This window comes from Pandoraea norimbergensis (assembly GCF_001465545.3).
Taxonomy (GTDB): Bacteria; Pseudomonadota; Gammaproteobacteria; order Burkholderiales; family Burkholderiaceae; genus Pandoraea; species Pandoraea norimbergensis.
In genome coordinates this window covers 2,980,364-2,991,959 of the sequence record NZ_CP013480.3, presented here as the reverse complement: position 1 = coordinate 2,991,959, position 11,596 = coordinate 2,980,364, and the positions used below count along the sequence as shown (strand labels likewise).

8 protein-coding genes are annotated in these 11,596 nt (G+C 65.2%); 4 read left to right on the top strand and 4 right to left on the bottom strand.

Annotated elements, in window-relative coordinates:
* Nucleotides 1-41 precede the first annotated feature (41 nt).
* Nucleotides 42-2,063, top strand: coding sequence for an NADPH-dependent 2,4-dienoyl-CoA reductase (locus AT302_RS12950; RefSeq protein ID WP_058378807.1), 2,022 nt, complete (start codon nt 42-44; stop codon nt 2,061-2,063).
* A 240-nt stretch (nt 2,064-2,303) separates the two neighbouring features.
* The gene (locus tag AT302_RS12945) at nt 2,304-4,088 is read left to right on the top strand and encodes a GGDEF domain-containing protein (RefSeq protein WP_058378806.1); all 1,785 of its coding nucleotides are present in this window, start codon (nt 2,304-2,306) and stop codon (nt 4,086-4,088) included.
* Here AT302_RS12945 and AT302_RS12940 read toward each other — a convergent pair.
* Nucleotides 4,085-5,476: a CoA transferase gene (locus AT302_RS12940; protein WP_157125937.1), complete on the bottom strand. Its 1,392-nt coding sequence runs from the start codon at nt 5,474-5,476 to the stop codon at nt 4,085-4,087. The two genes, AT302_RS12945 and AT302_RS12940, sit on opposite strands and share 4 nt — an antisense overlap.
* Before the next feature lie 275 nt (nt 5,477-5,751).
* On the opposite strand from AT302_RS12940, the gene AT302_RS12935 reads away from it, so the two are divergent.
* The gene (locus tag AT302_RS12935; protein ID WP_058378805.1) at nt 5,752-6,948 is read left to right on the top strand and encodes a citrate synthase family protein; all 1,197 of its coding nucleotides are present in this window, start codon (nt 5,752-5,754) and stop codon (nt 6,946-6,948) included.
* Between the two features lie 25 nt (nt 6,949-6,973).
* Here AT302_RS12935 and AT302_RS12930 read toward each other — a convergent pair whose 3' ends face one another.
* The 3 genes from AT302_RS12930 to AT302_RS12920 all read right to left on the bottom strand — a co-directional run bounded on the left by AT302_RS12930 (nt 6,974) and on the right by AT302_RS12920 (nt 10,562).
* Nucleotides 6,974-8,452: a PepSY-associated TM helix domain-containing protein gene (locus tag AT302_RS12930; protein WP_058378804.1), complete on the bottom strand. Its 1,479-nt coding sequence runs from the start codon at nt 8,450-8,452 to the stop codon at nt 6,974-6,976.
* Between the two features lie 124 nt (nt 8,453-8,576).
* Nucleotides 8,577-9,020 carry a DUF2946 domain-containing protein gene (locus AT302_RS12925; RefSeq protein WP_084656206.1) on the bottom strand — a complete coding sequence of 148 codons (444 nt, stop codon included), beginning with the start codon at nt 9,018-9,020 and terminating at the stop codon, nt 8,577-8,579.
* Nucleotides 9,021-9,101: 81 nt separating this feature from the next.
* Entirely contained in the window at nt 9,102-10,562 is a 1,461-nt protein-coding gene (locus AT302_RS12920; protein ID WP_058378802.1) for an HD domain-containing phosphohydrolase, read from the bottom strand.
* Nucleotides 10,563-10,726: 164 nt separating this feature from the next.
* Here AT302_RS12920 and AT302_RS12915 point away from each other — a divergent pair, with 164 nt between their 5' ends.
* Complete coding sequence (locus AT302_RS12915; RefSeq protein WP_058378801.1) at nt 10,727-11,497, top strand: alpha/beta fold hydrolase; 771 nt, start codon at nt 10,727-10,729, stop codon at nt 11,495-11,497.
* Nucleotides 11,498-11,596 lie beyond the last annotated feature (99 nt).

Sequence of the window (11,596 nt, the reverse complement as noted above, 5' to 3'; positions counted from 1 at the left end):
GATGCACCCCCAAAACCTGCCGAAAAGCGAGAGAGACAGCGATGAGCGGCTATCCCCACCTGTTGCAACCCCTTGATCTGGGCTTCACCACCTTGCGTAACCGTGTGCTGATGGGCTCGATGCACGTCGGGCTGGAAGAAGCGCGCAACGGTTTCGCCCGGATGGCCGAGTTCTATGCCGAACGCGCACGCGGCGGTGTGGCCCTGATGGTTACCGGCGGAATTGCGCCGAACGACGCGGGCCGCCCCTATGCCGGCGGCGCCAAGCTCAGCACGGAAGACGAGTCGGACAAGCATCGCGTCGTGACCGAGGCCGTGCACGCTGCGGGTGGCAAGATTGCCTTGCAGATCCTGCATTTCGGCCGTTACGCCTACCATCCGGATCTCGTCGCACCGAGCGCATTGCAGGCGCCGATTACCCCCGCCAAGCCCCGCGAATTGTCGAGCGCCGACGTTGAAGCCACCATCGACGATTTCGTCAACTGCGCCGCGCTGGCGCAGCGCGCAGGCTATGACGGCGTCGAAATCATGGGATCGGAAGGGTATCTGATCAACGAATTCATCGCCGCACGCACCAATCACCGCACGGACGAATGGGGCGGCAGCTACGAGAACCGTATCCGTTTCCCCGTGGAAATCGTGCGTCGTGTGCGTGAACGCGTAGGCCGCGAGTTCATCATCATCTACCGCTTGTCGATGCTCGATCTGGTCGAGGGCGGCTCCACGTTCGACGAGGTCGCACGACTGGCCAAAGCGGTCGAGGCCGCAGGCGCCACGCTGATCAATACCGGCATCGGCTGGCATGAAGCCCGTATTCCGACCATCGCCACCAGCGTGCCGCGTGCGGCGTTTGCGTGGGTGACCGGCAAGCTCAAGGGCCACGTCGGCATTCCGCTCATTACGACCAACCGCATCAACATGCCCGATGTGGCCGAGCGCATTCTCTCGGCGGGCGAGGCGGACATGGTGTCGATGGCGCGTCCATTGCTCGCCGACCCCGAGTTCGTGAACAAGGCCGCTGCCGGGCAGGCCGACGCCATCAACACCTGTATCGGCTGTAATCAGGCGTGTCTGGATCACACATTCAGCGGCAAGATCACATCGTGTCTGGTCAATCCGCGTGCCTGCCACGAGACGGAATTGCGCATCGAACCGGCAGGCCGCGCGCGTCGCGTTGCCGTCGTCGGTGCCGGTCCGGCCGGGCTTGCCGCCGCGACGGTGGCCGCCCGCCGGGGGCATGACGTGACGCTCATCGAGTCCGATGCCGAGATCGGCGGCCAGTTCAACATGGCCAAACGCGTCCCCGGCAAGGAAGAGTTCTACGAGACGCTGCGCTACTTCCGCCACGAACTGGCGGCGACCGGCGTCAAGGTCCAGTTGAACACCCGCGCCAGCGTCGATTCGCTTACCGCTGGCGGCTACGACGACGTCGTGCTGGCCACCGGCGTCGTGCCGCGCACCCCGAAGATCGAAGGCATCGACCATCCGAAAGTGCTCAGCTATATCGACGTGCTGCGCGGCGGCGCGTCGGTCGGTAAGACGGTGGCCGTGCTCGGCGCCGGCGGTATCGGCTTCGACGTGGCGGAGTTTCTGACGCAAGCCGGCGAAAGCGCCACGCTGGTACCGGAGAAGTTCTACGCAGAATGGGGTATCGACCCGACGTACGCCCACGCGGGCGGTCTGCGCGCCCCTGCGCTGGAAGCCTCGCCGCGCAAGGTCTATCTCATGCAACGTAAGACATCCAAGGTAGGTGACGGTCTGGGCAAGACGACCGGCTGGATTCACCGCACGTCGCTCAAGCACCGCGGCGTGGAAATGATTCCCGCCGTGACCTACCAGCGCATCGACGACGAAGGCCTGCATGTGACGCTGGACGGGCTGCCGCACGTGCTGCCGGTCGACAACGTCGTGCTGTGCACCGGGCAGGAGCCGCTGCGCGAGCTCGAAGCGGGTCTGAAGGCGGCAGGTGCCCGGGTTCACGTGATTGGCGGCGCCGACGTGGCCGCAGAGCTCGACGCTAAGCGTGCGATCAAGCAGGGGACCGAACTGGCCGTGGATCTGTGATCTGTGACAGGCGATGCGGGCGTCCGGTAATTTGGGATGTCTCCTCGTCGGTGAAACGCACTATGAGACAATGCGCCGTCTCGCTGAATGCCCCGTTCCGGGGCGTTCGCGGCGTCAACGCGTGAACGCCGTGTGCCGGGCGTGCATTGTCGCCGTCAGCCGTTTGGCCGCTGTCCCGGCTTGCCGCCGGTGACAGTTACAAGGGGAGTACGTACCGTTTGGCCGACGGTGTGATCGTGAATGAAGCGTAATTTACCGTCTGCCTCGCCACTGACGGGCCGTCTGCGGTTGCAGAATCTGGCCATCGTCTTTGTCGTTATCGTGCTTTGCGCCGGATTGCTGACCTTAGCCTGGCGGTCGTATCAACGTGCCAGCGATGCTGCTCAGGGGTTCGACGCGTTGCGCGCCACGCTTCTGGCGATGGAGAAGGCATCCGCCGAGCGCGGACCCGCCAATGCCGTGCTGGGTGCCGACCTGCCGTTGCCGCAGGAGGCCGTCACCGCCCTGAGAACCGCGCGAGAGGCCACGAACTCCCAACTCGATCGACTCCTTTACGTGCTCTCGTCCGACCACTGCGAGCGCTGCGGCGCCAGTTTGCGTGCGGTGGAGAAAGCGCGGCTGGATCTTGCGGCGGCCAGCGCCAACGTCGACCTGCTGGTGCAGCGCCCGCGCGAAATGCGCAGCGATGCCGCCGTGCGAGACGCCGTCGATCGCATGATTCGCGTGATCGCCGATTTCACGCCGGTCGCCTCCACCCGCATCGACATCATCGCGCGCGGCGCTCCCGAGGCGCTGCACTACATCATTCTTGCCCGTCTGGCGGCCGATCTGCGCGAATACGCTGGACAACTCGGCTCCCAATTCACCGCGTCGCTCACTACCGGTCAGACGCTCACAGAGGCTGATCAACGCGCCATGGAGCGGATTCTCGGCCGTATCGAACAACTGCGCGAGATGATCACGTCGCGCTTGTCCGACCCGTCAGAGCTGCCCGCAGGGATCGTCTCGGCGCTCAATACCCAGTACTTTGGTGCCGGCCTGCATTACGTGGCGACGGTACGGACACTAGCGAGTCAGCCGAAACCCGCGCCGTTTTCGACGGCAACGTTTGCTCGCCAATACGTCCCGACGATGCGCTCGATCACCGACTTTCGCGATGCCATGCTGACGCTGGCGCAGGAGAAGGTCGACGCCCGGCGCACCTCGGCGTTGCACTTGCTGATCGCGACCGCCGTGGCTGAGATCGCCGTGGTGCTGATGATCTATCTGGTCATGCGCAACTTCCGGCGCAATGTCGTTTATCCGCTGGAGACGGCCGCTGGCGTCATCGACGCGCTGGCCAAGGGCGATCCGCATCTGGCGGTGGTCGGTGAAGAACTCTCGATGCATCGCCCGGAAGTGCGCACGATGTTCAAGGCGCTGCGCATCCTGCAACTCAGCGGCATCGAACTGATGCAACTGCGTCGCGAGCGCGCACGGCTGGTCGGCGAACTGGAAATGCTCTCCGACACCGATCCCCTCACACGATTGCTGAACTGGCGCGCTTTCGAGCGGCATGCGCGTGCGCTATGCGCCATGCCCGCGCCGGGGCGCGTGGCGCTGATCCAGTTCGATATCGACAACTTCACCCAAATCAACGCCACGTGGGGACACCATGTCGGTGACGACGTGTTGCGCCGCGTGAGTGCGGTGTGTCTGAATACCTGCCAGCCGGGCGATGTCGTGGGGCGACTGGGCGCCGACGCCTTTGTCGTGCTGGCACGCGTGCTGGATGAATCGCGCGCGCAGCAATTCGCCGAACTGCTGCGCGGACGCATCGAAGCCAGCACATTGCCGCTGGGCGATGGCGAGGTACTAACCGTCTCGGCGAGCTTCGGTATCGCGATGGCGGAACCGGTGACCGACGATATCGATCCCGTTGGCGAGCGTGCCGTCGTATCGTCGGCCGTGGCGGATATTTCCGCCTTGCTCAGTCAGGCCGAACGCCAACTGCGTGCGGCCCGGCTGGCAGGGACGGGCGCTTAGGGCCACTCAGGCGTTGCCGTGCCCAGCGCCATCGCGGGCAGCGCCCAATCGACCGGCGTCCCGGCAATCGTCATCGGTGTTGCCACCCGACGTACCGGGCCCCATGACGTATCTTCGATTCGTGTCGACAAGTCGTCGGCGGTCTCCTCAGCGAGTGGCGGCGGAGGAGGTGTCTGCGTACGGTGGGTCACCAGCAGGCGCGCGGTACGGGCCAGCGACCCGCGAATCGTCGCCCCGAGCCCTTGTGTCTGACGCAACGCCAGCGCGCGCACGGCGGCGGCCGCCATCAGATATCCCGTCGCATAGTCGATCCCTTGCCCGGGCAGGGGCACCGGACGCGCCGCGTTGGCGGCCTTCATGCCCGCATCCGCGATCCCCGCACTCATCTGCAACAGACTGTCGTAGCCCCGGCGCGCGTGCCACGGTCCCTGCCAGCCGTAGGCATCGAGCGAGACGTCGATCAGGCCCGGGTTGAGCTCACGCCGGCGCTCGGCACCCAGTCCGAGATTTTCCAGCGCATCGGGCCGATAGCCGTGGACGACGATGTCGGCATCGCGCAGCAACGCCTCCAGCGTGGCTCGACCGTCCGCCTGTTTCAGATCCAGACGCGCGCAACGTTTTCCCAGAACGACTTCCGGCACCGTGCCCGGTTCATCCCAGCCGAACGGATCGATGCGCAGCACTTGCCCGCCGAAACCCGCGAGAAAACGTGTCGCCGTTGGCCCGGCCAGAATGCGTGTGAGATCCAGTACGCGAATGCCGGAGAGCGGACGGCCTGCAAACGGTCGCCATGCGCCGGTGCGCGTCGTCGTTGCTCCCGCGTCAAACGTTTGCCAGTGCAGCAGCGGTTCTGCCGCCACGGCCAAACCTTGCGGGTGCGCCTCCCATTGCGCGAGCGTTCGCATGGCGGCAGCGCAGCCACCGTTGGCGACGATTTGCGCTTCCAGCGCATCGGCCTGCCATGTAGACACGGCCTGCGTCACGGCGTCGCGTTCTCCCGGCACGCCGAGTACGGCGAGCGCGGCAGCACGGTGATGCGGCGCGTTGGTGTGCAACCGGATCCAGCCATCGGCGGTTCGGTAATCGCCCGCGATCGGGTCCCACAGAGGCGACGACGTCCAGCCCTGCGCGCGGAACGATGTCTGAAACCAGAACGAGGCAAGACGCCGGTCGACATTCACAGCAGGCAGTGCGACGTCGCTCGCAAGACCGTAGTTGCCCGCTTCACCCGTGCCGAGGGCTGCAACCGCGAGACTCGCCGTGGCGATGGCCGCGGTCGCGAAATCGGTGAACGGAAACGCGCAAGGCAACGCGCCATGGCCACTCAGCGTGAGCGACGTGGTGTCGATCGAATGCGACGAGGTGTCGTGATCGACTGCACGAAGCATCTCGCGCAAGTAGTTGTCGACAAAGGTGGAATCTTCGGCGAGCGATACGGCATCGGGGCGCCGGGTGGCGCCAAGTCCGCTGGATTCGGTAACACGCATGAGGAAGTCCTCGAATGAATCGATGGAAACATCGCAATGAGTCGCGATGCGAGACTGCCGGCGCATTGAAGCTTATGCCGATGGATTTTATTGTCAATATTGATTAACTTAGTCAATCTATTGCGAATTCATGCATAGAGTGATGTCTTCAAAAGCACCGCTAAACCATTGATGTCATGACAAATTATTTCACTGCAAAGCAGGCTGCCGAGCACTTGGGCGTGTCGTTGCAAACGCTTTACGCCTATGTGAGCCGGGGGCTATTGCACGCCGAACCGGGCAAGACGCATCGCGAACGGCGCTACCGCGTCGTGGACGTTGAGCGGCTGGCGGTACAGCGCACGCGGGGCCGGAAACCGAAAGAGGTCGCCAAGGCGGCCTTGGATTGGGGCACACCGGTACTCGAATCGGCGATCACGTTGATTGAAGACGGTCGCTGCTACTACCGGGGGCGCGATGCATTGACGATGGCCCAAACGGCGTCGGTCGAAGCGACAGCAGGGTGGCTCTGGCAATGCGACGAGGCGACGGCGTTTGGTGATGGCGGCTTGCCGAGAGCGTCGGATTGGCCCGTGTTGACGCTGGAGAGCTACCGTAGCCAACGCGCCGAAGCCGCGCTGCTGCCATGCTTTACCGTTGCCAGTGACGATGCGTCGACGGCGATTTGGCAGCGCGACCCCATTCGCGTTGCACAGGGCAGTGGCGCGCTGTTGCGTTTGATGACGGCGTGCTTGCTGGGTACTGCGCCAAGCACTGCGTCAATTCACGAACAGTGCGCAAGCGCTTGGGGTATCGACGATGCCGAGGGTGCTGATCTGATTCGCATGGCGCTCGTGCTGTGTGCCGATCACGAGTTGAATGCGTCGAGCTTCACGGCGCGATGTGTGGCTTCGACCGGCGCCAGCCTGCGCGCATCGGTGATCGCCGGACTCGCGGCGCTCACCGGTACGCGTCACGGTGGCACCACGGCGCGCAACGAGGCGATGTGGGAGGAGGTCGGCGAAGTCGATATCGCGGCACGCATGGGCGCGCGACTGGCGCGCGGCGAGAAGTTGCCCGGCTTCGGCCATCACCTGTATCCGGCAGGCGACGTGCGCGCGAGTGCGATGCTTGCGCGCGTGCTGCCCGCGCATCCGGCGTGGCAAACCATCATCGATACTGCCGACGCGCTGCTGGGCCAGCGGCCATCGCTCGATTTCGCACTCGTGGCGGTTCGGCGCCATCTGCAACTGCCGCTGGGCGCAGCGTTCGGCTTGTTCGCGTTGGGCCGCACGATCGGCTGGATTGCCCACGCCCTTGAGCAACGCGATAGCACGCGCCTGATTCGACCTCGTGCCGCCTACGTCGGCGTGCCGCCATCGCAAGACGACTGATGCCGCACGATCGGCAGCACCGAAATCACAGCGGCACGGGCGTGCGCTGGCGCTTGACGATCACACGATCGACGGCCCAGACGAGTGCCATCGTCGCACCCATCAGCGGGAACACGCACCCTAGCACCCACATGCTGATGGTCCAGCCGCGCATCGGCGGACGCGTCTGACTGCGTGACGGCGCCCCCAGCGTGCGCGCGGGCCGCCGGATCCACCACATCGCAGCGCCCGTTGCGGCCATCGCAAAGAGCCCCATCGAGATCAGCGCACACAGCCACTGATTGGCCGCACCGAAGTAACGTCCCATGTGCAGCGATGTGCCATACGAGATCGCCTGAGCGACGCCGCCGTAAGCGTCGTAATCGATGTCGTTAAGCACCTTGCCGCTGTACTGATCGATGTGCAGCGTGCGCTCCACGCGCGGGTCGGCAGGGAAGTACGACACCGTATAGACCCCATCGGGGCGTGACGGCACGACGAGGCTGTAGCCGCTGGCGACACCGTTGCGTGCGGCGATATCGATAACGCGATCGATCGGCAGCGCGCCCTCGGCACGCAATTGTGTCGGCGACATGCCCATAGCGCCCATGCCTTCGTGGCCCGCATGACCTTCGTGCCCAGCGTGGCTTTCATGGCCCGTGGGCGCAGACGTCGGCACGTTCGTATCGCCGACTGCCCACGGCATTTGCGCGAGCGGAAGATCGTCCATCTTCATCGGCCGGGTGGGAATCTGCGAGCGCACTGGCGCTTCGCCCCACGCACCGGGTGGCGAGCCCATGCCCGCTTGCGTCGCCAGCGCCTTGAATTGCTTGCCCCACGAGCCCGACCACGGCAGCCCCGTCAGCACGAACGCCAGACCACCCGCCGCGAGCCACAAGCCCGCAACACCATGCAGATTCCGCAGCAGCGGGCGACCGCGCAACTGCAAGCGAGGACGCAACGCATTGGCCCATGACGTGCCGCCGCGCGGCCACCAAAGGGCAACGCCGGTCGCCAACATCACGAGCGTCCAGCAACCGGCGAGCTCCATGAGCAACTCGCCCGGCTTGCCCAGCATGAGCGATCGATGCAATTGACGCACTTGCGCCATCAGCCGGTTCTGCACGCTGAGCGTGCCGAGCACCGTACCCGTATAGGGGTTGACGTAGACGTTTTCGCGCTCGCCGCCGGGCAGCCGGAAAATGAATTCGGCACTGCGTGCCGGGTCGCGATTGACCTCGACCGAACTGATTTGCGCACCTGTGGGGAGCGACGCGGCGGCACGATCCATCAGCGTTTGTTCAGCCAGTCGCGGGGTGTTCTGTGCGGTGACGATCAAGCGGTCGTGGTAAATCCACGACTCGATTTGCGGCTGAAAAACGTACAGCGTGCCGGTGATCGCCAGCACCATGAGCCATGGCATGACAAACAGGCCAGCGTAGAAATGCCAGCGCCAGAGCGTGCGGTATTGACCGGCCGCGCCGGCCGATTGGGCTTCGCGCGCCGGGGTGTAGGGAACTTGCATGAGTCGATTCCGAGACGATTGTGTGAGCCAACGCCGGTCTGTCGCGCCATACGGCGACACCGGGCGAAGCAAGGGAACGACGCACCGCCACCGTCATCGGTGAAGGGTCGTTCGTGAGGCAATCTCAGGAAAGGACGGGCGGGGCGCGCGCAGGCGGCGCAAAGGCGAGGCGGGAGGCGGAGGGCGTGACGACGACAGCGGGGCCGGCGCGTGCGATCCACGCGAACGACAGTGCCCCCGTCAGGGCTGGCAGCGTGAGCGGCGGATGATTCGCGAGCAACGAGCAGTAGCCGCAAACATCGCCCTGATCGGCGTGTGTGGTATGCGCCGCGTGATTGGCCGAGTCGTGATGCGCCGTGCCGGACGCGTCATCCGTCGTCTGCGAACGCGAGAGCAGCACGACGCTTTGCGTCTTGCCGTCGACCGTACAGAACGCCGCATCGATGGGCCGCTCAGTGGCGGCGCGATGTGCCGCTAGCACCTGACTGATCGCCGGCACGCAGATAGCGAGCCACATGGCGGCGAGGCCGAGCCATGCGCATAAGCGTCTGCGTGAGGTGCGGATCATCGAACTCTGTCAGGGGCTAGAGGGGTATTGCGCGGCGCCCGACTCCGGGGGCCGCAAGAAGCGTGAATGCTATCACGGTACTCATAGCAAACCTGCGGTCAGCGCCTTGAGCGTGGCGGCAGCGCGCGTCGAGCAATCGAGCTTGCGAAAGATGCTTTCCACGTGTGTGCGCACGGTGCTCGGGCTTAACGCCAACGCGCGCGCGGCCTCCTTGTTGCTCATACCGGTACTGATTTGGCGCAGCACGTCGACTTCGCGTGGCGAGAGCAGCGAACCGGTAGTCGACGGCGCAGGCCGTAACGCCGCCTGACCTTGCTTACCTTGCGCCACGGCGATGACCGCTTCCGCCACCGCCGCGTCAAACTTGCCCGCGCTGGCGTCGGCTGTGAGCAGGCGTGCGGCGTCGTCGACCGAATAGGCGGGACGCCATGGGCGCGCGGCGCACAGCGCTTCGAAGGCAACAGTCGTGGCGAGCACGCGGGCCGGTGCGCTCAACGCATCGCCGGACACCCCTCGGAAGTAACCATTCCCGTCCAGACGCTCGTAGGCGCGTGACGCGAGATCGGCCGCCGTTCGCAAGCCCTCGATCTGCTTGGCCGCCCGTGCGCTCCAGTATGGCACCAGACGCACCTTTTCCCACTGATCGGCCGAGAGTTTGCCCGGTGTGTCCCAAAGCCGGTTGGGCAGGGCGGCGCGCCCGATACCGTGCAACAAGGCGGCAGCATCGAGTTGCGCCTGCACCTCGACGCTCATGCCGAGGCACTGCGCGGTGCGTGTCGCGAGCCCGGCCACGCGGCGGGAGAAACCCGCCATCCACGGCAATTTGAGTTCGGTGACGTCGGCGAGCAGGCTTAGCGGCACGCGGGCGGTCGATGCCGGGGCGGCGAGTTGCCATGCGGCGGTATCGGGTTCGGCGGCATCCAGTGCATCGAGCCACTGATCGGCGTGGTGCAGTGCCAGATCCACCAGCTTGCCGGGATACTTTGCATCGGCTTGACTGCGCAAAAACGCGTAAGCGTGATCGCGACCATGCGCCCGCGAGAGGATTTCCAGATCGCTGGCAACGTTGACGATGAAGACGGTAGACGGGATGGCGTTGCCAAGGCGCCCGGCCGGCATGCCCTTGCCGTCGAAGCGTTCGAATATCTGGCGTAAGGCGTCGACGACCGGCACCGGCATCCCGAGAGTTACCGCCACGTCGCCCGAAATCTCGCAATGGATCAGTGCCAACGGCACGATGAGCGATTGCGTGTGGGCACTGAGCGGCGGCAGCGTCTGGGCCATCATCGCTTCGCGCGACGCGACATCGTCGCCGAGCAGTTCGGCAAACCCGCTGGCGTTGGCCGTGCAGCCGGACCAGCGCAGCAGCGCTGTGGCCCGTGCGTCGTTCTGTGCCGCCGTCGCGTCGCCCGAGGCGGCGGCAAGCCAGCCTGACAGGCACGCGGCGCGGCGCGAATGGTCCGTCGAACGGCCCATGCTCAGGTCGCCGATGAAGGCGAGCGCGAGAACGGCATCGGTGAGTCCCGCGGTGCTCGAAGACATGATCGGTGGGTAAGGGCAGGCGAGGTGGCGGGGGCGAAGGCAGGGGCACGGTGAATTGGCTCGCATCGGACAATCGTCCGATACCGGGCGGACCGCCGCGCGACGACACTGGCAACCAGTCGAGCCAACGTCGTGGTTCGTTCCCCTGATCAAAGGAGTTTTCGATGAAGCGCCATTCTATCGCAGCCCTCTTGCTGAGCACCGGCCTGATTGGCCTCGCAGGTGTCGTCGCCCCGGCCAGCGCCGCCGAGACCCAACCGTCTGTCGTGATCGTGCACGGTGCATTCGCCGACGGTTCGGACTGGGCCAAGGTCGTCGCCCTCTTGCAGGACAAGGGCGTCAAGGTCACCGCCGTACAGAACCCCCTCGACTCGCTGGCGGGCGACGTCGCCGCTGCCACGCGCGCCATCGACAATCAGCCGGGCAAAGTCGTGTTGGTGGGACATTCGTGGGGCGGCGCCGTGATTACCGAGGCAGGCAAAGACGCCAAGGTGGCAAGCCTCGTCTACGTCGCGGCATTCGCACCGGACGCCGGTGAGTCGGTCGCCACGCTGGGCGAGACGCTGCCCAAGGCGCCGGGCACCGACCACATCACGGCCGATGCCAGCGGCTGGCTCAGCTTGCCCCCGGCGGACGTGGCGCAATACTTCGCGCAGGACGTGCCGATCAAACAGGCGAACGTCATGGCGGCCACGCAGGGGCCGATCAAGGCGACGGCGTTCGGTGAAAAGGTGAGCGTTGCGTCGTGGCATCAGAAGCCGTCGTGGTTCGTCATCAGCCAGAACGATCGCATGATCGCGCCCGACGCGCAGCGCGCGATGGCCAAGCGCATTGGGGCGAAGGTCACGGAGGTGCCGTCCAGTCACGTGCCGCAGCAATCACGTCCGGCCGATGTGGCCAAGGTCATTCTCGATGCCGTGGCCAGCGTGAAGTAAGCCGTCAGACGGGCTTTTTTGAATTCGTATGTGTCGTCGGTAACGGCAGATACATTCGGACATAAAGGGCCCGGCGGGGCCGGATATAACGCTGATCAG

Coding starts and splice junctions, on each gene's coding strand:
- AT302_RS12915 (WP_058378801.1), top strand. CDS start 10,727: ATGAAGCGCCATTCTATCGCAGCCCTCTTGCTGAGCACCGGCCTGATT.
- AT302_RS12925 (WP_084656206.1), bottom strand. CDS start 9,020: ATGATCCGCACCTCACGCAGACGCTTATGCGCATGGCTCGGCCTCGCC.
- AT302_RS12920 (WP_058378802.1), bottom strand. CDS start 10,562: ATGTCTTCGAGCACCGCGGGACTCACCGATGCCGTTCTCGCGCTCGCC.
- AT302_RS12950 (WP_058378807.1), top strand. CDS start 42: ATGAGCGGCTATCCCCACCTGTTGCAACCCCTTGATCTGGGCTTCACC.
- AT302_RS12935 (WP_058378805.1), top strand. CDS start 5,752: ATGACAAATTATTTCACTGCAAAGCAGGCTGCCGAGCACTTGGGCGTG.
- AT302_RS12930 (WP_058378804.1), bottom strand. CDS start 8,452: ATGCAAGTTCCCTACACCCCGGCGCGCGAAGCCCAATCGGCCGGCGCG.
- AT302_RS12945 (WP_058378806.1), top strand. CDS start 2,304: ATGAAGCGTAATTTACCGTCTGCCTCGCCACTGACGGGCCGTCTGCGG.
- AT302_RS12940 (WP_157125937.1), bottom strand. CDS start 5,476: ATGCTTCGTGCAGTCGATCACGACACCTCGTCGCATTCGATCGACACC.